Origin of the sequence: Pseudomonas saxonica (assembly GCF_007858365.1) — a bacterium.
Taxonomy (GTDB): Bacteria; Pseudomonadota; Gammaproteobacteria; order Pseudomonadales; family Pseudomonadaceae; genus Aquipseudomonas; species Aquipseudomonas saxonica.
The window spans coordinates 368,548-394,344 of record NZ_VFIO01000001.1; the positions used below are offsets into that span (position 1 = coordinate 368,548).

Annotated in this window: 17 protein-coding genes; 10 read left to right on the plus strand and 7 right to left on the minus strand. The window is 53.3% G+C overall.

Going from position 1 to position 25,797, the window contains the following annotated elements:
- Window positions 1–111: 111 nt before the first annotated feature.
- Both FJD38_RS01855 and FJD38_RS01860 read left to right on the plus strand, forming a co-directional pair.
- Entirely contained in the window at window positions 112–6,993 is a 6,882-nt protein-coding gene (locus FJD38_RS01855) for a hypothetical protein (protein WP_158637844.1), read from the plus strand.
- A gap of 303 nt (window positions 6,994–7,296) precedes the next feature.
- Complete coding sequence (locus FJD38_RS01860; protein WP_146383767.1) at window positions 7,297–9,414, plus strand: TonB-dependent receptor family protein; 2,118 nt, start codon at window positions 7,297–7,299, stop codon at window positions 9,412–9,414.
- On the opposite strand, the gene FJD38_RS01865 is transcribed toward FJD38_RS01860, so the two are convergent.
- A complete protein-coding gene (locus tag FJD38_RS01865) occupies window positions 9,411–10,493 on the minus strand; it encodes an AI-2E family transporter (RefSeq protein WP_122784550.1) in 1,083 nt (360 codons plus the stop codon). The two genes, FJD38_RS01860 and FJD38_RS01865, sit on opposite strands and share 4 nt — an antisense overlap.
- 233 nt (window positions 10,494–10,726) lie before the next feature.
- Between FJD38_RS01865 and FJD38_RS01870 the strand changes: the two genes are divergently transcribed.
- The 8 genes from FJD38_RS01870 to FJD38_RS01905 all read left to right on the plus strand — a co-directional run bounded on the left by FJD38_RS01870 (window position 10,727) and on the right by FJD38_RS01905 (window position 18,879).
- Complete coding sequence (locus FJD38_RS01870) at window positions 10,727–12,022, plus strand: OprD family porin (RefSeq protein WP_122784549.1); 1,296 nt, start codon at window positions 10,727–10,729, stop codon at window positions 12,020–12,022.
- A gap of 222 nt (window positions 12,023–12,244) precedes the next feature.
- The gene (locus tag FJD38_RS01875; protein ID WP_122784548.1) at window positions 12,245–13,072 is read left to right on the plus strand and encodes an NAD-dependent epimerase/dehydratase family protein; all 828 of its coding nucleotides are present in this window, start codon (window positions 12,245–12,247) and stop codon (window positions 13,070–13,072) included.
- 45 nt (window positions 13,073–13,117) lie between these two features.
- A complete protein-coding gene (locus FJD38_RS01880) occupies window positions 13,118–14,005 on the plus strand; it encodes an SMP-30/gluconolactonase/LRE family protein (RefSeq protein WP_146383768.1) in 888 nt (295 codons plus the stop codon).
- Between the two features lie 58 nt (window positions 14,006–14,063).
- Entirely contained in the window at window positions 14,064–15,047 is a 984-nt protein-coding gene (locus FJD38_RS01885; RefSeq protein WP_146383769.1) for a TRAP transporter substrate-binding protein, read from the plus strand.
- A 61-nt stretch (window positions 15,048–15,108) separates the two neighbouring features.
- Window positions 15,109–15,636 (plus strand): TRAP transporter small permease, encoded by a 528-nt coding sequence (locus FJD38_RS01890; RefSeq protein WP_146383770.1) that lies wholly within the window; start codon window positions 15,109–15,111, stop codon window positions 15,634–15,636.
- Window positions 15,637–16,917, plus strand: a complete 1,281-nt coding sequence (locus FJD38_RS01895; protein WP_146383771.1) for a TRAP transporter large permease — start codon at window positions 15,637–15,639, stop codon at window positions 16,915–16,917. It abuts the gene before it with no gap.
- Window positions 16,918–17,056: 139 nt separating this feature from the next.
- On the plus strand, window positions 17,057–17,971 hold the full coding sequence (locus tag FJD38_RS01900) for an EamA family transporter (protein WP_122784543.1): 915 nt from the start codon (window positions 17,057–17,059) through the stop codon (window positions 17,969–17,971).
- A 26-nt stretch (window positions 17,972–17,997) separates the two neighbouring features.
- On the plus strand, window positions 17,998–18,879 hold the full coding sequence (locus FJD38_RS01905; RefSeq protein WP_146383772.1) for an aldose 1-epimerase: 882 nt from the start codon (window positions 17,998–18,000) through the stop codon (window positions 18,877–18,879).
- Between the two features lie 177 nt (window positions 18,880–19,056).
- Here FJD38_RS01905 and FJD38_RS01910 read toward each other — a convergent pair whose 3' ends face one another.
- From FJD38_RS01910 to FJD38_RS01935, 6 genes are all read right to left on the minus strand, one after another.
- Window positions 19,057–19,929 (minus strand): efflux RND transporter periplasmic adaptor subunit, encoded by an 873-nt coding sequence (locus FJD38_RS01910; RefSeq protein WP_122784541.1) that lies wholly within the window; start codon window positions 19,927–19,929, stop codon window positions 19,057–19,059.
- Window positions 19,930–19,942: 13 nt separating this feature from the next.
- Window positions 19,943–20,149 carry a DUF1656 domain-containing protein gene (locus FJD38_RS01915; RefSeq protein ID WP_146383773.1) on the minus strand — a complete coding sequence of 69 codons (207 nt, stop codon included), beginning with the start codon at window positions 20,147–20,149 and terminating at the stop codon, window positions 19,943–19,945.
- Window positions 20,136–22,121 (minus strand): FUSC family protein, encoded by a 1,986-nt coding sequence (locus FJD38_RS01920; protein WP_146383774.1) that lies wholly within the window; start codon window positions 22,119–22,121, stop codon window positions 20,136–20,138. The genes FJD38_RS01915 and FJD38_RS01920 overlap by 14 nt, the downstream gene beginning before the upstream one ends.
- 131 nt (window positions 22,122–22,252) lie before the next feature.
- Entirely contained in the window at window positions 22,253–23,614 is a 1,362-nt protein-coding gene (locus tag FJD38_RS01925; RefSeq protein ID WP_146383775.1) for a cytochrome c, read from the minus strand.
- A gap of 3 nt (window positions 23,615–23,617) precedes the next feature.
- Window positions 23,618–25,264: a GMC family oxidoreductase gene (locus tag FJD38_RS01930; protein ID WP_146383776.1), complete on the minus strand. Its 1,647-nt coding sequence runs from the start codon at window positions 25,262–25,264 to the stop codon at window positions 23,618–23,620.
- Window positions 25,257–25,790 carry a sugar dehydrogenase complex small subunit gene (locus tag FJD38_RS01935; protein WP_146383777.1) on the minus strand — a complete coding sequence of 178 codons (534 nt, stop codon included), beginning with the start codon at window positions 25,788–25,790 and terminating at the stop codon, window positions 25,257–25,259. The genes FJD38_RS01930 and FJD38_RS01935 overlap by 8 nt, the downstream gene beginning before the upstream one ends.
- Between the last annotated feature and the right edge of the window lie 7 nt (window positions 25,791–25,797).

Here is a 25,797-nt window from a genome sequence, read left to right on the forward strand (position 1 = left end):
TATGGGTGAGCATCAATGCCGAGCCAGACAAGTGATACACCAAGTCGAACGGCTGCTGAAAAGTCCAAGACCAGTCAAGCGGTAATTGAGCCTCACAATGCCCCAGATGGCATGCAGGCATTTCCACAAACGTCTTTAGCTCAGGCGTCATATACGGGCGTTTCGCCACAAAACCTAATTTTAGCCGTCCCCCACTTGAAGGCGGCTAGCCGGTCAGCTACGGATCGAACAGACAATCACGACGATGCAATCGCGAAGGAGGAGCTTGCAACAGCTACTTTAAGTGAGCTGGGGGTCAACGAGACGCTACTGGATTCACTGGCAGAAGGTGATGAGTCCGAAGTACCTCAGACGGGATTTGAAGCGGTTCTCCAGAAGAAAGTTAATGCCGGAATAGATAAGTGGACGGAATTCGAAAAGCGCGGCAAAAACAGGCCACAATTAGATCGCCAACAAATAAAACAGTTAGAAAAACTTATCGCTGAGCAGTCTATTTACACGTCTGACTCCGCTGCGCTGCGCCTGATAGCGGTGGCCATAAAAGAAATAACGACAATAACGAATGCCCAATGGGAAAAACTGGCAGCGCCTGAGTACTCAAGGTTGATAGAACAGCTGAATACAGTGGGGGGTTGGTTAGCTCAAGCATCGGCTGACATTAATCAAATCATGAGCTTAAACAACCCTCAGTATTGGCAACAATTTAAAGACACGGCCACCCAAGAAATCTTCCAGTTAACTGCCGAATACCTATTAACATCAGACACACAAAATAGCCTCTCGCCCAAGGATAAAAAAGCAGCAGAGACTTATGTAGAAGCTGTATATAACAGCGCATCTATCGCAACAAAAAGTTTTGCACAAACGATTTTAGAACTGAAATTCGAAGACCTGAGACATCACATGGCGAGTTTGGCAAAGACTGCTTACTCACCAATGAAAGAGCAAATAAAAACGTTAGATAACTATTTGGACGTTGGCAGAGAGGTGGTTCCATTCTCAGCCAATGCCCCCACGCTTGTAAAAAAAACACTCAAACCGGACGATGTATACTTAGATCTGTTACAGGTATTTCAGCATTCTAAAATAGCATTGTTGGCGTCGGTTACTGAATTAAAGTCAATTAAAAGAAAAGTCAAACCTTATGAGCCAACGGGTATAAAAATCCATAACAGCATTGAGAGCGCCAAGAAAGGAATTCGTCATTTTGGGACTGAGTTGGCAGATGAACCTATAGAGATATTAATTAGAGCATCAACTTCATTTGATCGGCTTGCAAATAATACAATTGCCTATTTTACCCCACTTGTGAAAACAGTCTTCCGAAAATCACGTATCGCGATGAACGTGCATACACCGGCCAATAAGTTAGACGCCAGTGATGACGATCTTCTCAGAATGTATGCATTAATAAGCGCAGCACCACTGGGCATGTTAAACGCTACGCAAAGCATTCAAGAGGTCACGACTAACTTACTGAATATAGCGTCACTGGCAGAGAAAAGAAGCTCATCTAGAAAAGGTGTGTTTGGACAACCTAACACCAGTGCTGATGCGCAAGTCAACGGACAGCCTGAACCCTTTTTTGAAGAAGACGATAAATTGAAACACGCCGTAAGCCAGGCATTGCAACATGTTTTAGGAACTATGTACGCTGACCAGACAAAGGAATCCATCAAACTTAGCAATAAAATCAAAGACCGCAAAGAGGCTACCGACTCACTCAATAATGCGATTTCAAACGCCCACAAAATCGCAGCGTTAGTTGAAACAAATGCTTCGGAAGACGCAGTTACTGCTGATTTGAAAAAGACAATTTCATTCATCCCTGCCAGCAGGCATCCAGAAGGAAAAGCCAGACTCTTGAGATTGGAAGATTCACTGCGCCCAGCCGTCGTTGAATTAATGACTGCAACCGCTAAATTGAAAAACATAACCTACCCTATTGATACAAGCCGTTTTGACGCTGAATATATAGTGCTGACATGTCGGAAAGTTTTACAACTGGCCGCCAGGGTCAAAGATAGAATCAAGCTAGCCACCACAGACCTGACTGGCGCCCCCCTGAATAATTATTCCCGCCTAGGAATATTGGCCAAAGATATTGGCCAAGTTATCACTGAGGAAAAGAAAGCCTATCTAAAAGATTATCCTGATAACCCTGACAAGCATAAGGAGGTTGATGAGGCTGTTGATAAAATGCTACGGCGTCTGCAAGGCAATTTCACCTCAGATAAGGACCCGGATGCCGTTGTCTTGGGTAAATGGATGGATCTAGCCCTACACGATGCTGAAAACGATTCCCTCTACTGGCCAGAAACAATAGAACAAGTCCTGGCCCAATTCCCCAAGATATCTGATTACCTGCATCAGTGGGGTGAAAAAAAGGTCGCTTATAATTCTATCGTCGGAGCAATGGCCGGTTGTCTTAGAAACGGGTATGAAGCACTGGATAGACTAACGTCGATAAGCCCAAGAAAGAACTATCTTTGGCCACGCTTACGTTACTTTAAAATTATTTTTGCCCCGCTGATTATAATGTGGGGCATTCGAAAACTTAAAAAAGGAACCCGTCCAGGTCAAGATCCGACGTTAGCGATTGAAGACTTTGTAGGACGTGAGGTTCAAAAGTTGGCTTTCAGGATTGTAACCAGTGTATTGCCCCGCGGGTTTAATACTGCGCTGGCAGGGGCATTTTTCTTGCACGGGCTGTACAAAGGCGGTGAAAACCGAAGTAAGTTCTTAGAGCGCGTAAAAAAAAGGGCAATGGGAGATATTGTGTTCGCTGGCCTGGAACAACCGTTTCTCAAATACAGCGCAAATCGTAAAGAGGCTGTGAGTGCACTAAAAACAGAAATTCGGAAACTCCAAGAAGCCGCCGAAGCTACTAAATCAGTTCCTTTAAGGGACAGCGCTCCGATTTCAACAGCGGTTAAGACTAAAGATCAGGGGTCAATTAAACCGCCCCTTATAAGTCACCCCGCTGCATCTACAGCTCCACCGAATGCTCAACCCTTGAATATGAATGACGAATTACCTCAAGGAGATGAACCCGCCTATGGAGTGGGGACAGAGCCGGCTGAAAATACAGTTCCGGCACTCGTAAACCCTGCTCCGCCTCTGCAAAACCAGGAAACCGTCGAATTCCCTGAGTACGAAGAACAGGAGCGGCTTAAACGATCAATACAAGCACTAAAACAAAATAACCTACAACTTCGCTCAAAAATAAATGCTAATGACGCAACATCAGCACGCATTAGGTACACGGAAGGCCCTGCTGACTATGCGCAAGGACACACATACTTACCCAGAAAAAAAGTGATCGAACGCAGAAATACAACCAGAAGACTCAAAGCCGACAATGCTAATTTTCAGAAGAACATACATAAAAATAATAACGATATTAAGGACCTTGAAGTTAAAATCAAAAATCTGGAACCCAAGGCGCAAGAACAGCGTGAATTGGTTGATCTCCGGTCAGCCTATATAACTCATATTAAAGAGGGTCTCAGATTACAAGCGCTAAGGTCGAAACACGGAAAAAAATTGAAAAAAGTCCAGTCGGAACTGAAAAAGCTCAAAGAGGCCATGAAAGGCGCAAGTTCCAAGCATGCAAGAACTGCTGGTAATACACTTGCAGGCTTATTGAAAGTGCAAGCAGATTTGGAGCGTCGTCTTAGGGGCAACCACGGTAACTCCACCAGAAATACCAATCGCGCCTATGAAATTTATACTAAATATAGATCTAAGCTACAGGCATATCGCCTCAAAAACTCTCTATCAGACAGGGTTGCTGATCCGTTAGAAAATGATAGTTCCATGACGTTGAGTAGCAATGAAATCTTGGACATGACCGCACGCCAAAGCAAACCTGTTGACAAAGATGATGAATCAATAAAAAGCTATATCGGCAATACCATTATGAATGTAATCGCAAATAAAGTCGGTGTTGAGGATGCAGCGAAAGTTAAACTCAGTGACTCGTTTGTTGTTAACACTGAGATGAGAGGTCCCACTGCTCCAATGGGTAACGGCGGTGCTAACTTTACAGTGACCCCAAACTATCTTAGCCTAACCGATGTTGCTTTGGGCAATCCGTGGCGTGCAGAAAGCACATTCGTAACGGGATCAACTCGAGTGCATAGCATTGCTCCCAATCAAGAAGGTACACCCGCAAGCGTGGTAGCGGCACTCAAAAGCGGCGACATCCGTAATGGTATTGAGCAGAAATTTTCATCAGATTTGGGGGCCTTGAAAGATAACGACGTAGCAAAAATGAAATATGGCGCATATGCAAAACAACAAACGTCCATCATTTTATTGGCGAATATGCAAGGTTCATCTAATTCTGAAAAATACCGAATATCTAAACTTGCATGGGATGGGTTTTTTGAGCCGAAACCCTTCAAATTCAAAGGTAAAGTCTTAGCCGGGGTGATTGCCTATGGGACTGAAGATAAAATGCTCCTTGTCTCTTATGAGCACAACACCAGTTTTATTTACACGAAAAATGACGAAAACAAATTAATGTGGCAATTTATAAGCCCACATCTTTCAGTGTTTGACCTCCTGAGGGCTACGGCATCTGACAAATTCAGCCCTAAAGCATCAATTGGCTTAGCCGGTATTGAGGACTACTTAACAGACCCGAGGATAGGGATAGGCGAAACCTCAGAATGGGAAGCAGCCCTATGGGCAGCGAAAATCGAACAAATGAAAAGCAATTTGGATGGCTTTGTGTACACCACAAGTGAGCACTCATCTGACCGGAAAATTGCCTACACAAAATCGCTACTACAATTCGCCGAGTTTGCGACTTTAATTCTGTTATTAGGAGTCCCCACTGTTCCACAGACCCTTTTGGGGATTTTTTTTGGTTTAGGCTTTGCCGCAGCTGGCGAAGTTGTTGAGCGTATAAATATGGCGAATACCGATCAGGGAGACAGTTATAAATCGTCTGAAGAAAGCATCGAAATTGGCCGAATATTATTAGCCATAGGTGTACTTCCCGAGGTGTGGATGGGCCGCAAAGTATTAATTAATACGGTAGGCAATACCTCCACTCGACTGTCCAATATTTACAATAAGGCTTCTAAATTAGCAAAAGAAAGAGTCGCTGCCAGGAAGCTGACACCGAAGCAAAAATCAGTTTTATCGGCCAAACATGGCGCGGCGGATGCTTCATTTAAAAACCGTATCTCCCCAGGGAGCACTAGCCGTCAAGGTGCGGTATTGAATCTTCAAGTAGAGACAGGCGTCATCACGCCTGAGGTGGCAGCTGCGCAAGGGGTATCTGCGGATACATTCCTGAGTGGTTCAAGTAAAAAAATAGAAAATGCTACCCAATTTATTGACATGACACCAGGTAGCCGAATGAGCATACGCGATGCAGATAACAATGTTATCTTTACGGGTATCAACTTGGGCGAAGGAAAAGTAGCAGGGATCAACAACACACTGATTAATCCTGAACAATCTGATAGTTGGGTAACGATAGACTTATCCGACGCTGATATCTTAACTCATTCCGAGAATGGTTGGACACTTAAGAGCAGTAATACACCTATCAAAATAGTCACCGAGGTCGAGACGCCAGACGTTAACCTTAACAATACAACCCTTAGCGCAGCAAACGATACTGAGTCAATGCCACCCCTGACAAGACAAGCTACTGTTACCCAGTTACCTACTACTGAAACGCCTATTCCCCTCGGCACTTCTGTCGTGACTGACCTTGATGACCCTTTGAAATCTTCCATGGCAACTATGCTCGACAAACTAAAAGTCGAGCCAGCAATAAAGCTTGCCATGAACCCCCCTTTTGGAACAGTCAGTAGAAATTTTCTACAGAACGTGCGAGCGCGCTTGTTAGAATCTGATATTGGCATGACTGATATCCAATATCGCGTTGTCTATTTTTGGAGCGAAAGCGACCAACACACTTACATGCGTCACATCGTTATAACAGGTGAGAAAGATGGCCAGCGCTATGTATTTGATCTGACAGCGAGGCGACTAGGCAACCTAAATATCGCTGCAATTGATGATCCCTTTATTCTGACAGAAGCCCAATGGCTTGAAAAATACAGATCTTTCGATGGCGATCTAATGATCAAATATCTGGACACTTCAAGTCCCACGCTGGCAAGTCATCGTTTTAATCCGCTCACCCCGCCAAGCCTCAGCGGCTATAACGCGAACTCCACCATCAACTTGACCGAGCCCACGTGGTTTAAAACATTGATCAGCCCTGCATACGTGACTGACACTGCATCTTCCATGGCCAACCTTACAACGGAAGAGTCTGTTCTATTCAAGGCACTATCAGATACCCTTACCAAAAGAAGCGTAGACAGCAAAAGCAAATATATTTCTCGACTTTTGAATAAGCCTAAGCCCATTACCACTGGAGAACAACTGAGTTCGGTCCCAGCTTCGCAGGTCGTAGTGATATCTGATGGTGATCTTCATCACCATGTTTTGTTCAGCTTGGGCAACGGTAAGTTTGCTGCGCACCGTCTTGATGAGGTTGACTCAAGTTTACCGAGGTCCAATGGTATTATTACCGCTGAAACTCTGAAACAGAAGATGGTCCAAGGCAAGATTGGCAAGTTCAGTTTAGCGTCGGGTGAAATTAATAAAGCTAAACTTACGTTTGAATCCTTTCTGGGCAAAGGGTCTAAGATTACAAAGGGTGCCAATAACGTAATAACTATCGAGATGATCAGATCACCCGGTGCTGACGACCCACTTTATACGTTCTTGAGCATGTCTCCACTTGAGCACTTATGGAACGCGCGGGGTCTACTCCTAAAGACTGACGCGACGTTTGGTATCGCTGTTACTTATGTAGTGTCATCTTATGTAGAGCGCGACAAAGAACCGCCTATTGTGCAAGCGCTCAGTAACTTTTTAGACAGTGAAGTCACTCACCATAACATTAGAAACAACCAGACTACCACGTACCTTCCACAGGCCCAAAATCCTGAGTAGTGGTTGTGTCAATTGCCATGGCGCTTAAGGACAAGGTGCCACAATAGGCAATATCCCGTCTTTAAAGCGGCGGCCTAATTTTTTCCTTGAAATAAACATACAGGTATACAAGTCCGCAACTCGACAAGGAATATTCAGGAATCGGGTAATGACGGAGATCGAAGATCAACACATCACCTTGCTGGCTGATTACTTCAACTCGATTAAATAACGTCCTTAACCGTGAGTATGCGAGGTTGCCAGCCATAGAGCGCTTGTATAGGCTTGCGCGCCGCCCGCCCATCGATGTGGAACTGTCAGCCAATGCGCCCCGCCCTTTCTTCGCTTCTACCCTTGGCGCTCATATGCGCCGCCCCCGTCTATGGCAATACCCTTGAGCTGGGTGAAGTACAGGTGCGCAGCGAAGAAAGCAGTGAGCTGGAAGCCGCTCGGAGTGCGCTCGAAGAAGTCCCCGGCGCCAGCAACGTGATTGACTTGAGCCGCGTCGAAAATGGGCGCACCGCCAGCAATACCGATGTGCTGGCGTACCAGCCGGGTATTTATGCGCAGTCGGCCGGTAATGACGGGGCCAAGGTATCGGTGCGAGGCTCGGGCATCAACCGCGCGCCCAGTGCCCACGGCTCTGGTCTGTATGTGATGTTCGACGGGTTGCCGCTCACCGGGCCAGGGGGCACGCCTTATGAGCTGTTCGAACCATTGTGGCTCAGTCGCGCGGAGGTACTACGTGGTGCCAATGGTTTTGACACGGGTGCTTTAGCGCTGGGCGGCTCCATCAATTACGTCACCCATACCGGCTACGATGCCGCACCGCTGCAAGTGCGCTACGAAGCAGGCAGCTACGGCTATCAAAAACGCCAGATCAGTTCCGGACAGGTGCTCGGGGATCTCGATTACTACGTATCGTTGACCGATTCCGACACCGACGGTTATCAGAATCACACCGCTGGCAGCAGTAAAGGCATTGCAGCCAATGTCGGCTATCGCTTCAATCCGCAACTTGAAACCCGCTTTTACCTGCGTTATCGCGAAACCGACAATCAACTGGCCGGGCGCGTGACCAAAGACAACATCAAACACCACCCGCGTGCCGCCAACCCTGCCTACGTCGCAGGGGATTACAACCGCCCGCAGCCGGGCAGTACATGGTTGGGCAACAAGACCACGATGTATCTGGATGATGACTCGCAGCTGGAAGTCGGCCTCGTCTATCACGATTACCCGATGGACCTGCGCGAAGGGCCGAACCGCTTGAAGGTCGCTTACACCGATGTCAGCGGTACGATGAATTATAAGCGGCGCGACACGCTGTTCGGACTTGAAAGCAAAACCACGGTGGGACTGCGCTCAACCAAGCATCTGCCCAACAGTGGCGCGTCGGAGTATGTGCGCATTCCCGTGGGTAACACGGCAGGATATGCACCTGGCACCAAAATCCGTGATTTCAGTTATCAAGGTTCGGACACGGTTCTGCATGCCAGCAATGATCTGGAGTTGATGCCAGACCTATGGCTTACAACGGGAATGGCACTTATCTATACCCGCCGCGAAAGTGATGTGAGTTACCCCGACAGTGGCGGCAAGGTCAGTCAGCACGACTGGGACTACGCACCACGGCTCGGCCTTCGCTATGAGTTCAACCCGCACCTGCAGGTATACGGCAATCTCAGTCGCTCGGTTGAACCGCCTCACCCGTGGTCGATGATATGGGGTTCGCCGTTTACCTTCCCGATTGGCAGCGGCCCGGCAACAGGGCGTCAAAGCACCCCCGTGTCGCTGGACAATCAAACCGCAACCACGTTGGAGCTGGGCACTCGCGGCGATGCCTGGATCGGGCAATGGGATCTGGCCTGGTATTACTCAGCCATTCGCCACGAATTGCTCAGTGTCGAAACCCAGGCTGCTACCGCCTCACAAAGCCCTGTTGTCGGAGAGTCCAATGCCAGCCCCACGGTGCATCAAGGTATTGAAGCAGGCTTGAACAGCGTGTTGTGGCAAGGCGAAGCGGCGGGCAAGGTGTCGTTGCGTCAGGCCTATACGTTTAGCGACTTTCATTACCGAGATGATGAGCGCTTTGGCGACAACAAATTGCCGGGTATACCGCAGCATTACTACCAGGCTGAGATGCGCTACGACCACCCTCAAGGTTTCTACGCCGGGGTCAATACACAAGTGGCCTCACGCATGGCAGTGGATTATGCCAACACGTTTTACACCTCGTCCTACATGCTGTGGGGGGCAACACTGGGCTATGCCTCACCCAAGCAGGATTGGCACACCTGGCTCGACCTGCGCAATCTGAGTAATGAACATTACGCCGCCACGGTCACCCCCGGCTACGACGACAAAGGCCAGGACGCCGCCCGCTCCACTCCCGGCGAAGGCCGGGGTGCCTACGTCGGAGTTTCCTACAGCTTTCGTTAATCCTCGGTTTGAATGTCAGCGGGCAGCCGCACTTTTCGGCGGGTGCCGCTGAACAACCCCCAACTCGACAGGAACAGGGCGGCGATCAACGGGCCGATCACAAACCCGTTCAGGCCGAAAATCGCCATGCCGCCCAGGGTTGAAATCAGAATCAGAAAGTCCGGCATCTTGGTGTCTTTGCCGACCAGTATCGGGCGCAGTACGTTGTCGACCATGCCAATGACAAACACCCCGTAGAGCGCCAGCACGACACCTTCCCAGATGGCCCCCGTGACCAGAAAGTAGACCGCCACTGGCGCCCATACAATCCCTGCACCCACGGCCGGCAGTAACGACAGAAACATCATCAGTACCGCCCAGAACAGCGCACTGTGTATGCCCAGAATCCAGAAAATGATCCCGCCCAATGCGCCTTGAGTGATCGCCACCGCCAAGTTGCCTTTGACCGAAGCACGCACCACACGGCGCAGTTTCAGTTGCAGCAAACGCTTTTGCTGTTCGGCCAGGGGCACCGCGTTGCGAATCATGCGAACCATCTGCTGGCCATCGCGGATAAAGAAATACAGCAGGTACAACATGATGAAAAAGCTCACCACCAGATCGAAGGTACTCTGGCCAAAGCTGAAGACTTGTGTGGCGAAAAACTGACTGCCTTCCAGCGCGCCTTTGGCGACTTTCTCGCTCAGCCCGTCGATACTGCCCAGGCCTAAGCGATCCAGCCATTCCTGCACGCTGAAGGGCAAAATGTCCTTGAATTGCATGACGTAGCTGGCAACGTTGATCTTGCCGCTTTCCACATCCTTGTAGAGGAGTGCCACCTCCTGCACCAGCAAGCCGGTGGTGAGCACCACCGGGATGATCGCAATCACCGTACAGGCACCCAGTGTGGTGAAGGTGGCCAGATTGCGCCGGCCCCTGAGCTTGAGCAGCATCTTGCGTTGCAACGGCGCGAATAGAATCCCCAGTGCAACAGCCCAAAAAATCGCTCCGTAAAACGGCAACAATATCCAGATAAAGGCAATTGTGACTAAGGCCAGCAACAGAAGCAGGGTTTTTCGTTGAAGGCTCGTTTCGTTCATATGCGTCCATGTCTTGAAAGCGCGTGTAAGGGGATAACCGAAGCTTAGTCAGCCAATATACAGACGAGTGCCCTCTTTTCTGGATAAAGCGTGGTGTGCCGCGATTATTCCTATATTTGTCGCGCAAAGCGTAGTGGCATATTGCATTGACAAGCCGCTGTAAACGGAAAATAATCCCGCCACTGTTGTACGACAACAGATGACAAAAATAATAATAGTCAAGGAATTCACTCATGCTCACGGCCACCCGCTCGCGCACCCGTCTCGCACGCTCAACACTCTCGCCGCACACGCGCTCTCTGGCTTTGATCGGGCTGGGCAGCATGGCTCTGGCCCTGCCTATCACCGGGATGGCCGAAGGGTTTCTTGACGATACCAAAGCCACACTGAATTTACGCAACGCCTATATCAACCGGAACTTCACCAACCCCGATCATCCACAAAGCAAAGCCGAGGAATGGACTCAAAACTTCATTCTCGACGTCAAATCCGGATTTACCCAAGGCACTGTCGGTTTCGGCGTGGATGTTCTGGGACTGTATTCGCAAAAGCTCGATGGCGGTAAAGGCACTGCCGGTACTCAGCTTTTACCGACCCACGATAATGGCGAACCCGCCGACAACTTCGGTCGTTTGGGTGTTGCAGGCAAAGCCAGAATTTCCAACACCGAGCTGAAAATCGGTGAGTGGATGCCAGTGCTGCCTATTTTGCGTTCGGACGACGGGCGTTCATTGCCGCAAACCTTTCGTGGTGGCCAGATTACTTCTAAAGAAATTGCCGGCCTGAACCTTTACGGCGGCCAGTTCCGGGCCAACAGCCCGCGCAACGATGCGAGCATGGAAGACATGTCGCTCAACGGGAAAGGTGCCTTTACCTCTGATCGCTTCAACTTTGCTGGCGGTGATTACAGCTTCAACGAGAAACGCACCCAAGTCGGACTGTGGTATGCGCAGCTCGAAGACATTTACCAGCAGCAGTTTATTAACCTGTTGCACAGCCAACCCATTGGCGATGTGACTCTGGGGGCCAACCTCGGTTATTTCTGGGGCAAGGAAGACGGCAGCAAATTGGCCGGTGACCTGGACAACAAAACCGCTTACGCCCTGCTGTCCGCCCGGTACAAAGGCAACACGCTGTACCTGGGCCTGCAAAAAGTCAGCGGCGATGATGCCTGGTTCCGCGTCAATGGCACCAGCGGGGGCACGCTGGCCAACGATAGTTACAACTCCAGCTACGACAATGCCAAGGAACGCTCCTGGCAGCTGCGCCATGACCTGGACTTCGCCGTGCTCGGTGTGCCGGGCCTGACCATGATGAACCGCTACATCAGCGGCGATAACATCCATACCGGCGTTATTACGGACGGTAAGGAATGGGGGCGTGAGTCGGAGCTGGCTTACACCATTCAAAGCGGCACCTTCAAAGACCTCAACGTACGCTGGCGTAACGCGTCCATACGTCGCGACTACAGCACCAATGAGTTCGATGAAAACCGCATCTTTATCAGCTATCCGTTGTCGTTGATGTAAGGCCCTGGATTTGAGTTGGGCCTGCCCCTCACCCCAACCCTCTCCCGAAGGAGAGGGACCGAATGAAGGCGTATTGCAAATCTGTTTTTGCCTTCAGTCCCCTCTCCCTCCGGGAGAGGATTAGGGTGAGGGGCTCTATTGACAAGCATAGAAATGACTGCGAATAATCCACCCAAGTCATACGACAACAGATGACACTAATAAGAAATACAGGGATATTTGATGACAACCACCCGTACTGTCCAAACCCCCTTCAATCGCCTTCTTCTCACCGGTGCCGCCGGTGGCTTGGGGAAGGTTCTACGCGAAAGCCTCAAGCCTTACGCCAAGACCTTGCGACTCTCTGACATTGCCCCGATGGCTCCCGCCATTGACAGCAGTGAAGAAGTCTTCCTATGCGATCTTTCCGATAAGCAGGCGGTTCATCAACTCGTAGAAGGCGTCGACGCCATCCTGCATTTTGGCGGTGTTTCTGTAGAACGCCCCTTTGAAGAAATTCTGGGGCCGAACATTTCCGGCGTGTTCCATGTTTACGAAGCCGCACGCCGTCATGGCGTTAAGCGCGTAATTTTCGCCAGCTCCAACCATGTCATTGGTTTTTACAAGCAGAGTGAGACCCTTGACGCCCACTCCCCTCGCCGCCCGGATGGTTATTACGGCTTATCCAAGTCCTACGGCGAAGACATGGCGACTTTCTATTTTGATCGCTACGGAATCGAAACTGTCAGTATCCGCATCGGCTCCTCATTCCCGGAACCACAAAACCGCAGAATGATGAGCACCTGGCTCAGTTTTGCCGACCTCACGCAATTGATCGAACGCTCACTGTACACCCCGAATGTCGGCCACACCGTCGTCTATGGCGCCTCGAACAATCTCAAGGTGTGGTGGGACAATCGCTTTGCCGCGCATTTGGGCTTTGAGCCAAAAGACTCTTCAGAAGTGTTCCGCGCCAAGGTCGAAGCGCAGCCAATGCCGGCTGCCGATGACCCGAGCATGATTTATCAAGGCGGTGCCTTCGTGGCCGCCGGCCCGTTCGGGGACGAGTAAACCCCGGCGCTCATAACAATAAAAATAAACAAGGATCGAGTCGCCATGACTGCTGAGCTCATTCTCGATGCACGCAATGCCACCGGCGAAAGCCCGGTATGGAGTACCGCCGAACAGGCGCTTTACTGGGTCGATATTCCTGCCCGACGTCTGCATCGCTGGAACCTCGTCGACGGCAATACCCAAAGCTGGGAAGCTGACGAAATGCTGGCCTGCATCGCCAGAAGCAGTGATGGCAGCTGGATTGGCGGCATGCAGAGCGGTGTGTTCGCCCTTGCCCCGCAAGTCAATGGCCGTCTCGAAACACGCCTGCTGTGCGGTGTCGCTCATGCACAACCGCACATGCGTTTCAATGATGGCCGCTGTGACCGTCAAGGCCGTTTCTGGGCAGGCACCATGCACTTGGACATGGCCGCAGGGCTGCCGGTGGGCGCTCTGTACCGCTACACCGCCGGACAAAGCGAACCGCTCAAGGCACAGATAAGCGGCCTGACCGTGCCCAACGGCCTGGCTTTCAGCCCTGACGGCACTCTCATGTACCTCTCGGACTCACATCCGGACGTGCAAAAAATATGGGTCTTCGATTACGACACCGACAACGCGACGCCGTATAACCGCCGCCTGTTTGTGGACATGAATGAACATCCGGGTCGCCCCGATGGCGCCGCCATCGACGCAGACGGCTGTTACTGGATCTGCGGCAACGATGCTGGCTTGATCCATCGCTTTACGCCACAGGGCAAGCTTGACCGTTCCTTGGCTGTGCCCGTGAAAAAACCTGCGATGTGCGCCTTTGGCGGAGCCAATCTGGACACCCTGTTTGTCACCTCGATTCGCCCGCAAGGTGATGTCAGAGACCAACCTCTGGCCGGCGGCGTGTTTGCGCTGTACCCAGGGGTCAAGGGCCTGCCAGAACCCGTGTTCAATCTGTAATCGTTAAACCCTGTTGACTCACCCCCTTAAATAAAAACAACAAGAGTTGGAGTGCCCCATGAATTTCAAACGCACCTTGCTGCTCGCTGCACTGCCGCTGGCTTTTTGCCTCAGTGGCGTGGCTCAGGCAGAAATCAAAATCAAATTTGCCGAGGTTCACCCAACTGGCTACCCGCCTGTTCAGGCTGAGCAAGAGATGGGCAAAAAACTGCAAGAGCAGAGCAACGGTGATATCAGCTTCAAGATGTTTGCTGGTGGCGTACTGGGCTCCGAAAAAGAAGTGGTCGAGCAGCTTCAATCAGGCGCGGTGCAAATGACCCGCGTGAGCCTGGGCATCCTGGGGCCTGTTGTTCCTGAAACCAACGCGTTCAACCTGCCGTTTGTATTCCGTGATCAAGCCCACATGCGCAAGATCATCGACGGTGAAATCGGTCAGGAGATGCTGGATAAAATCACCAACTCGGACTTCAACATGGTCGCGTTGGCGTGGATGGATGGTGGCACGCGCAATCTGTATACCAAGAAACCTGTGCGCGAAATGGCTGACCTCAAAGGGATGAAAATCCGCGTTCAAGGCAACCCGGTGTTTATCGACACCATTAACGACATGGGCGGTAACGGCATCGCCATGGCCACGGGCGAGATTTTCAGCGCCTTGCAGACCGGCGTGATTGATGGCGCTGAAAACAACCCGCCGACCTACCTCGAACACAACCACTATCAGAATGCCAAGTACTTCACCTGGACCGATCACCTGATCCTTACGGAGCCCATCGTGATCGCCAAAACCACCTGGCAAAAGCTCAGCCCTGAGCAGCAAGCCCTGGTGCAAAAACTGGCCCGCGAAGCGCAGATGGAAGAGCGTGTGATATGGGACAAAAAGTCCGCCGACAGTGAAACCAAACTCAAGGCCTCAGGGGTTGAGTTCATCACCCTTACCCCAGAACAGAAAAAAGCGTTCTACGACGCCACCCAGCCGGTACGCGACAAATACGGTGCCGCTTACAAAGACCTGATTGCCCGCATTGAAGCCGTCCAATAAGTCAGTTCGATAACGCCGCGGTGGCGGGCTCTGGCCCGTTTGCCGCCGCAGTGGTGAGCACATGAAAAATACCGTACTGCGCTTCAACGACTTGCTGTACAGGGTCTGTATCGGGATCGCCGGTTTGTCGGTGCTGACCATGACCCTGATTATTCCCTGGGGCATTTTTGCCCGTTATGTGCTCGGCAGTGGCTCCAGTTGGCCCGAACCAACGGCCATTTTGTTAATGGTGGTGTTTACCTTCTTCGGCGCGGCCGCCAGTTATCGTGCGGGGGCCCATATGGCGGTGTCGATGGCCGTCGATCGCATGCCTGCCATGCTGCGCAAACAGGCTGCGGTACTGGTCCAGATCCTGATGGTCATCGTCTGCCTGTTCATGACCGTCAAGGGCTTCAAGCTGTGCATGACCACCTGGAATCAATTTCTGGGCGAAATGCCGGGTTTGCGGGTCGGCATTTCTTATCTGCCCATCCCCTTGGGCGGCATTGTTACGCTGATCTTCGTCCTGGAGAGACTCGTGCTGGGTGACCAAAGCCATCGCCGCGCCGTGCGGTTCGACATCGTTGAAGCCAGCGAAGAGGCCGTTTAAATGGACGCTTTTGTATTGTTGGGCAGCTTTATTGTTTTGATCCTTATCGGCATGCCCGTTGCTTACGCCTTGGGCCTGTCTGCACTGGTGGGTGCCTGGTGGATTGACATACCGTTCGATGCACTGATGATTCAGGTCGCCGGTGGCGTCAACAAATTTTCCCTGCTGGCGATTCCCTTTTTCGTGCTTGCCGGCGCGATTATGGCCGAGGGCGGTATGTCGCGCCGGCTCGTGGCCTTCGCTGGAGTGCTGGTGGGCTTTGTACGGGGTGGTCTGTCACTGGTCAACATTGTGGCGTCGACCTTCTTCGGTGCAATTTCCGGTTCATCGGTAGCCGACACAGCTTCCGTCGGCTCGGTACTGATTCCGGAAATGGAGCGGGCCGGCTATCCCCGTGAGTTCTCCACAGCGGTCACGGTCAGCGGCTCGGTACAAGCCCTGCTCACACCGCCCAGCCACAACTCAGTGCTTTACTCGCTCGCGGCTGGCGGCACGGTGTCGATCGCGTCGCTGTTTATGGCCGGGATCATGCCGGGCCTGCTGCTTAGCGCGGTGATGATGGGCCTGTGCATGATTTTTGCGCGTAAACGCAACTATCCCAAGGGCGAAGTGATTCCGCTGCGCCAGGCGCTGAAAATCGCCGGTGACGCCATGTGGGGCATGATGGCGATGGTCATCATTCTCGGCGGGATTCTGAGCGGCATTTTTACCGCTACCGAGTCAGCGGCGATTGCGGTGGTATGGTCGTTCTTTGTCACCATGTTCATCTACCGCGACTACAAATGGCGCGACTTGCCCAAACTGATGCACCGGGCAGTCAGAACCATTTCAATCGTGATGATTCTGATCGGTTTTGCAGCCAGCTTCGGTTACATCCTGACGCTGATGGAAATCCCGATGAAGATCACCACAGCGTTCTTGACGCTGTCGGATAACCGTTACGTGATCCTGATGTGTATCAACGTGATGTTGCTGCTGCTGGGCACCGTGATGGACATGGCGCCACTGATCCTGATCCTGACACCGATTCTGCTGCCAGTGATCGTGGGTATTGGTGTAGATCCGGTGCACTTCGGCATGATCATGTTGGTGAATCTGGGTATCGGCTTGATTACGCCGCCTGTGGGCGCGGTGCTGTTTGTGGGCGCGGCCGTGGGCAAAGTCACGATCGAGAACACTGTAAAGGCCCTGCTGCCGTTCTATATCGCCCTTTTTCTGGTGCTGATGCTGGTGACCTACGTTCCGGCCATCTCGCTGTGGCTGCCAAGTATGGTGTTGTAAGGCGCATCCTTACCTGTAGCCGCTGCCGCAGGCTGCGATGGGTTGCGAAGCGACCCGCTTTCGAGATTCACTCGCCCCTTATCGCAGCCTGCGGCAGCGGCTACAGGTAGCTTTTTCCAGCCAAGGAGGCTGGTTGCTTATGTCTGCTCCTGCTTTATTTCCCCGTCATATTGCGGTGCTGATTCTGGTGCTGCTGGCCTGTGCTTTCGCTGGCAACCATATTGCCGCCCGCATCGCGTTCGACCACGACACCGGTCTGCTTCTGGCTATCTTGTGCCGTGCCGGTGTGACCTTGCTGGTGCTCACCAGTCTGGTGCTGTGGCAACGCGAACGGCCTCGCCTGACACCCGCCAACTGGCGCTGGCAACTCCTGCTGGGACTGCTGATTGCGGCACAGAGTTTCTTTATTTATTCCGCAGTGGCGCGGATCCCCGTGGCACTGGCCTTGCTGATCGCCAACGTGGCGCCGATCCTGCTGGTATTGCTGACTTGGGCATTGGGCGGCGCTGCTCCCACCCGACGTGCCGCTCTGCTGATGGGCATGATCATGCTAGGTCTGGTCTTTGCCCTCGATGTGCCTGAGCGCCTGTCCAGCCAAGGCACCACTGAAGCGCAATGGCTTGAAGGCATCGCCTTTGGCTTCGCTGCGGCCACTGTGTTTGCCTGCGCGCTGTGGATCACCGATCACAAACTTTCCAGTCTGCGCGGTACCGTACGCAGCATGCTGACGATGTTGATTGTCTTCAGCGCTGCGGCAGTGGCCGGGTTTAGCGGCGTGTTGCCCGGCGGCGTATCCCTGCCGAGTTCGTCCACCGGCTGGACCGCCCTCGCCTTTCTGGTGGCGCTGTATGGGCTAGGCTTTTGTTTGCTGTTTATCTGCGTAACCCGCCTGGACATGGCCCGCAACGCACCAGTGATGAACGTGGAGCCAGTGGCGAGCCTGCTGTTTGGTTGGTTGATCCTGGATCAACTGCTTAGCAGCGGTCAGATTATCGGCGGGCTGATTGTGGTTGCAGGCATTGTGATGCTGACCTGGCGACGTGCCACAGATTGATCTGACACTTTTTACGGTAGCGTCTCATGACCCCACACCTATTGACCCTTGAAGACGGCATGACACGTCTGATCCTTGCTCCATCTATAGGCGGCAGTATTCTTGACTGGCGCCTAATTGCCAGCAACCAGCCCTTATTGCGCAACAGCCGTGCCGATGCATTGGCCAGCGGCTCAGCCAACCAGTTGGCATGCTATCCGCTGGTGCCATGGTCAAACCGGGTAGGCGGTGGCGGTTTCAATGGCCCTGACCACTGGTTTGCGCTGGCGCCTAACAGCCCGCCCGGGCCACTGCCGATCCATGGCAGCGCTTGGCAGCAAGCCTGGGCCGTAAAAGAACACAGTTCCCGGCATGCCTGCCTGCAACTCGACAGCACGATCCCGTTCGCCTATAGCGCACAACTCATCTACACCCTGCGAGATGGGCAATTGAACATCGAGTTGAAGGTGACCCATCAAGACAAACATGCCGCCTGGCATGGCTTGGGGTTGCACCCCTACCTGCCGCGCACCGCGAACACCCGCTTACAGGCGAAAACCGCGAAGGTGTGGCTGTGCGATTCCCAAGGGTTGCCCACGGACTGCGTGCCCCTACCGGCCGAATGGGACTTTAATCAAGGCAATTCACTGCCCCAGTCACGGCTGGACAACTGTTTTACCGAATGGGACGGCCATGCGCGGATTATCCAGCCGGACTTGGGCTACACGCTGGAATGCCAGGCAAGCGGCACCGAGTACTGCCTGGTGTATTGCCCACCGGGGGAAGACTTTTTCTGTTTCGAGCCCGTCACTCACCCCGTCAACGCCCACCACCTGCCCGGTCATCCGGGCCTGACGTTGCTGCACAAGGGGCAAACGATGGGAGTCAGCTGCAAGCTTGTCGCTAAAAACTTGAACACAGACCAATAACCGAAGGAATTAACGCGCGGGCTGTTAGGCGGTGTTTTGCATCAGGTCGCCAAAGGGCACTGTCATATAGCCAAACTGGCGTCTTATCACCCGTAATGGGTGTTCGTACTCGGCACCGCCGAAGGCCATCCTCTCTCAAAGGCTTACGGTGCGCATGTTGCCAATTTTTTCGCCAATTTAATTGTCGGAACTTTCTTCATGATTCACTTGAACACTGGCCGTCATCCCCGCGCTCAAAACACTCCCCTCGGGAATTTGTTCAATTTTGATTCTCACCGGGATTCGTTGTGCCAAGCGCACCCAGTTAAAGGTGGGTTCAACCTGCGCCAACAATTGCGGATCGGGATTGGTATTGGAGTCCGTGATGCCGCGACTGAAGCTTTGCACATGCCCGTGCATAGGTTCGTTGGCACTCATGAGCCAGATAGTCACTGGATCACCGACTTTTACCCTGGGTAGTTTTGTCTCCTCAAAATAGGCTTGAACGTAGAAAGTCGAGTCGTCCACCAGAGCCATGATGGGCTGTCCGGCAGTCACGTAGTTTCCCTGTGCTAACTGCAAATTAGTGATGTACCCGCTTCGCGGTGCCCTCATCACACACCGGGCCAGATTGATCTCGGCCAGTCGCACATCAGCCAGCGCTTCATCGAGCTCGCCTTGCGCGACTTTTGCATTGAATTTTGCGTTCTCCAGCAGTTCAGCACTGATAGCTCCCGATCCGAGCGTAATCCGGCGCTGTGCTTCGTGCTCACTTTGCTTGAGTTTTTGCTGTCGGGTTTCAGCTACAGCACGCGCACTCTGCAACGCGGCTTCAAAACGCTCAGGGTCAATCGTCAGTAACACATCCCCTGCGTTTACCGCTTGGTTGTCCACAACATTCAGTGTCTCTACCCAACCCGACACGTCGGGTGCGAGCGTGATGATATCCGCACGGATACGCGCATCACGCGTCCACGGCGACAGCATGTAGTAACGCCACAGTTCATATCCCGCGAACACGGCGACCAGCACCAACGCCAGGGTCACTACAACCCGCATTAACATGCGCATGAGTTATTCCTTTTCATAACGGGCCTAACCCTTTGGTGACTAGCGTCAAGACACAAACGTAAATGGCGACATCGAATAGCGCTTCGTGCCAGATCCATCTATGCCAACCTGTTAATTGCAGTAACGCCCGTAAACCAGCCGTGATCAGCAAGGCGAGCAACATATAAAACAAAAACGGGCTAAGCAGCACTCCGCCCAATGACCACTCACGCAATCCCATTGTCCGCCTCCTGGCTGACACACCAGCGTTGCCAACTCTGTTGAAGTTGCAGGACAGCCCCTCGCGCGAGGCGCAAGTCGCTACTTTGCGGATACTGATCCAATGCTCGCAGCATCGTTTCAGACGCCGAATCAAGAGCACTGGCTCGCCCGCTCGCAGGCGGGTCTTTCAGCACGTCGGCTACGCGACTGAGAAATATCCGGTCAGCCCCTTCCATCGAGATCTTTGACTTGGAGAGACATTTACGCAGGTGAATCAACTCATCACCGATATCCAACCCGTGCATGTCAGCTTCAATGCGCAGACGTTCAGCACTGGATAAGTCTTTATCCAACTGAGCAAACTGCAGCAGACGGTCAGCCATGCGTCCTCCGAACCAGGTTTCAGCATTTGCAAGGTCGCGATAGGTCAATTGCACCAGATCCTGGCGGGTTGCATTGAGCAATCGCCGGCTTTTCCAGAGCGGGTAACGAAACACCAATAACTTGAATGCCAGCACAGCGGCGAATACACCTACCGCAATTGCCATCGCGTTATTGAGGAAAGCCCCCACGCTGTAGGTCATGTGATTGCTTACTGATATCAAGACTATGAAATGCAGGCAAAAAGAGGTGGCTGTGCCTGCGATTTTTGGATTGGCCATGCCCAGTGCACCGAAAAACAACGGCACACCCATCGCCAGGCAGAGCATGGCAAAGCTGCTCCATTGCGGCAGAATGAACTGCCCCACAAATAAGGCGGCCGGCACTGCCAGGCACACACCCCGTAAAAAACTCATGCCTATTTGAGCGCCGTTTTCTTTGCTTGCAAACAACCCGCAGACCACACAGGTCAGCAACATTCCGCTAATCGCTGCTGGCCAGGCGGTCGCCAGCCAAAGACAGGCCATCGCGAGAAAAGCCAAGGCACTGCGCGTGCCAAACAAGATGGCCGATACCCCGTCACGCTGCACAGCAAGGCTGACTGTTGAAGCAGTGCTTCGGCCCTCCTCCACATCACGAAGCGCCAGATGGCTGGCCATGGTGTTATCCAGAACCAGCGCCATACGTGCCAGACAGGATCGTTCGACGCCTGTGTTTTGCGGATCGCTGGACTTATCCCAAAGCTGGTGTCTCAACACCTCAATGTCAGATGGGTGTGGATCCGACAGCGCTTGCCCAACCGCCTCCAAAGTGGGCGCCAGGGCATGCATTTGCTTTTCATCCAACTGTAGCCATTGCCTGCGCACTGAACGACAAAGTCGTAGCAGCATCAGTAATGACTGTACCAGTGCTCCGATAGCCCGGGCACGCTGACGTCCAGTATGACCTTCAAACCATGCGTGCTCGCGCTGGGCGTCTGCTGCGATGATCCCGGAAAGCAGCTCAAGTAGATCGTTACGAGCGGAGTCTGCGCCGAACAAGCTGGCCTGTGCTGCCTGAGTACCACGCTTGCTGATATCGCGCGCTTGCTGGGTCAGGGCGAGCTCCACCTTCGAGGGCCATAACAAGGCACTGGTGAGCGTTGCGCAGATGATTCCCAGACTGATCTCCGTACACCGGGCGACGGCTTGATCAAACACCCCCAACGGATGGTTTAACGCCGGCAACGCAATGATCGCGACGGTGTAACCTGCCAATACCCACGAGTAAGAGAACGCGCTGCGTAACATCGTAGAAACAGCGGTCGTCAGACCGAGCCAAAGCGCCAAGCTCAGGAGAAAAAGCCATGGCGCCTGAGCCGCTATGCTCATGAACACCACTGACATGATGGTTCCCACAAGGGTACCCAGCAATCGAGCTAGCCCCTTTTGCAGCACCATGCCCGAAAGGGGTTGGGCGACAATAAAAGCGGTCATCAGCGCCCATGACGGTTGCTCGAGCCCCCACCGCATGGCCAGCCACAAAGCTAGGCCACCGCCAATCAGTGTTTTGATGGAAAACTGTACGGCAGCCATGCCAGGCGCAAAAAGCGCCCTGAAAGTCGTGCCCAAAAAAACCACCTTAAGCAAAGATCAGCAGACAAAATAGCTACCTTGCGTAGCCATTTTGCCTGCTGATCATGTGAGATGTTGCGAGGCTGCTCGTTGCCTCTCTCGTGGAGAAACAACGAACGAGCCAGACGTTATGACTGACGTCTGCGCCGTGCCCACCAAATCAACAGCAGGATCACCACGATAACGCCAACAGCGATCGCGCCCTGGGCCAATGCAGCCAAGTGCGAGGTCGGACCGCCTGCGCGGACCTCCTTGACCTTGGCTGCGCTGACGCTGACGTCGGGGTTGCCAAAGTGTGTGGTCAGGTAGTTGGTGAGTGTAGCTACTTGCTGATCGCTCAAGGTGTGGGCAAAGCCCTCCATTCGGATGTCCTGGCCATCAGCGCCACGCTTGACGCCCTCCAGAATCACCATCAGCAAGTTGTCGGGGTTGCTGCGCCCAACGGCGGTGTTATGAAACAACGAAGGCAGGCCGCCTTCAAAACTGCCCTGGCCCCGGTCTTGGTGACACGTGCCGCAATAGGCCTCGTAAAGTTGTGCACCGGTCATTTTGTCGCCATCCGCCGGCAAGGAGACCCCACGGATACTGGCCAGGTCGTCGTAAGGCTGCCCCAACGCGTATACCGGTTTGCTGTCTGCCGGGTTGTGCCGAGCCGGCACGGCTTTGAGGTAGGCGGCAATGGCTTTCAGGTCGCCCTCCTCAAGGTACTGAAGACTATGATCTACCGCTTCGGCCATCGGTCCGGCAGCCTGCGCCTTACCCAGGGTTTCACCGGTTTTCAGGTAGGCGACCAGCTCGGAACTGTCCCAGCCACCTATACCACTGTTGAGGTCAGACGTTATGTTCGGTGCATGCCAGGTACCGACGTCACCGCCCGCCAATTCTTTTGATGACTCTTCAGCCATCAGCAAGTTGCGCGGGGTGTGGCAAGTGCCGCAGTGGGTCAGCCCCTGTACTAGATAGGCACCACGGTTCCACTCGGTATCCTGCGACTCATTGGGTACGAACACCTTATCGTCGAGAAAGAGCAAATTCCACGCCGCCATCGAGAAACGAATGTTGAACGGGAATGGCAAGTCGGTCGCTTTTGTCGGTGTGTCCACCGGCTCCACGGCGTTCATGAAGTAGGCGTACATGTCCTTGATGTCTTGGTCGCTGACTTTGGCGTAAGCGGTGTAAGGCATGGCCGGGTACAAATGCTTGCCATCTGCGCGAATACCCTTGCGCAGGGCGTCACTGAATTGCTCCAACGTGTAGTTGCCGATGCCGGCGGTTTTTGAGGGGGTGATGTTGGTCGCGATGATATCGCCAATCGGTGTAGGCAGCTCCAGGCCGCCCGCAAAGGGCTTGCCGCCGGGTAAGCTGTGGCACGCAACGCAGTCACCCGCAGTGGACAGGTATTGGCCGCGTTTGATCTGCGCGTCGTCTGCCGCACTGACGTTTAGCGCTACTAACATTAAGGTAGTCAGCGAGGTGGTTTTCCAGTTCATGGTTCACGCCCGCCCTTGTTCAGTGGCAGACGCGGACGACCAAACTCGAGCAATGACCCGGTCCGGCAGGATGTGTTGCGCCGTGCGCAGGGTCAGTGCCGCGGCGGTCAGGGTCGAGTTCATGGTGGCTGAGGTCGGCATGATCCCGGTGCTGCAAATGAACAGGTTGTCGTGATCGTGGGTTCGGCCGTAGCTATCGCAAACCGAGGTTTTTGGGTCGATCCCCATGCTCATGGTGCCAGTGATGTGCTGGTTGTTGGCAAAGCTGCCTTCGGCGCTGTAGCGCAGGTTAGTACCGCCCATCAGCTGTGCAATGCGGGTGAAGTCTTTGTGCGACTCCATGGCGCCTTTGCGGGTGTATTCGTGAATGGCGTAGTTGACCTTGGGCTTGGGCAAGCCAAGTTTGTCTTTCTGATCGCTCAGACTGATACGGTTCTCAGGGTTTGGCAGTACTTCCAGCACGTCCTTGAGGCTCATTTCAAAACCCGCACGGTGACGCAGCTGCTTTTCGAACTCTGCACCGTAGACGCCGTTGGCAATCAGTGCGTCTGTGGCGCTGTTGACCCTGGAGATATTGGTGAAGTCCAGCCGATACGGAGCGTGCTCCTTTCGGAACTCACCGTCGCGCATGGTATTGATTGAGCTCGGGCTTTGCGGCCCGCGACCCAGCCATAACTCTTCATCGGCATCGAAGGTGATGGATGTGCTCGGATGGTCCATCAGGTTACGACCTACCATGCCGGAGCTGTTAGCCAAGCCGTTGGGATATTTAGCGCTGGCCGACATCAGCAACAATTTCGGACTTTCAATGCCATTGGCGGCAAGGATGAACGTCTTGCCGGTGACCCGATGAGATTGCTTGTCCGGATCATAGTAATGCACGGCAACGATATGGCCTTTGTCATCATGCTCGATGCGATAGACCACAGCGTTTATCTGCAGCTTGGCACCCGCGTCAATTGCTGTCTGAATGGCAATGCCACCGTGGTATTGCGCATCAATGGGGCAAATCGGCTGACAACTGTTATTGCCACAGCAGGCTGGACGCCCATCGTACGGGCGGCTGTTGCGCCCGGTGGTGTTGCCCACCACCGCGTAGGTTGGCGCCAAACGCTCACGGATGCGCCGCATGGCATAAGGCTCGGTGACGGGTTCCATCGGGAACGGTTTGCTGCGAGGCGAGCCGGTGTTATCGGCTCCCGATACGCCCCAGATCTCTTCCGCCTCCTGGTAGAACGGGTCTAGTTCTTCGTAGGTAATGGGCCAGTCAACGCCCACGTCGTATAGGGTCTTGATCTGCATGTCACCCGGCACGACACGCCAGGCTTGGGCCGCCCAGTGCCATGTCGTGCCACCGACGCCACGAATATATTCTGCAGGGTATGGATAAGGCCCGCCTTGGATGAGGTAACCGTTATCAACCGGTTTATAGACCGGAAACGGTGCCCAGTCGTAGCAGGTGTAGGGCGACATCCAGTCACTCTTGCGCGTAGAGTTGCGAAATGCTGCGACAATCCGGCCTCGCTCAATCGGCCCGCCGGCTTCCAGAATCAGGACCGAAGCACCTTGTTTGAGCAGTTTGGTCGCAGCCATTGCACCGCAAATCCCGGAACCGATGATGACGATGTCCGCAGACAATTGATCAGACATTTTTCACCCCGGCGGTTGGATTACGTGCCCAGCTTCCGTAGGGACCGTAAGCATAGGTGGGGGGCTTCAGGACATCGGCGACGATTACTGCGTTGAGCGCATATTCGTAGGCCAGGCAGCGAGCCTTGACACCGCTGCCTACCACGCCCATGAACCAGGCCGTCGCTATCTGGCGTGGCACGCCAGCCAAAGGCGACTTTTCGTCATCCAGAATTTTCTGCATCTGTGCCGGGTCCAGATGACGTTCATTGACCAAGGCCAGCAAACCCTCAACGCCCTTGGCGAATGTGGGGTCATCCTCGATCAGTGCCTGATACAGGTTGGTTGCCAGAACCGTGTCCAGGCTTTGACGACCCGCGATAATCGCCGAGAGCGCCAAAAACGCGCCCTGCTCTTTGCTGTCGACCGGTGCCGCCAGTGCAAATGGAATCAAGGACGCGGTATAGGCCGTCAGCATCCCCTTAAGCAATGTCCGTCGGGTCGATTTCAAGTCGTCTGGGCGCGTTACTTCATTCAAGCTATTCATGGTTTGT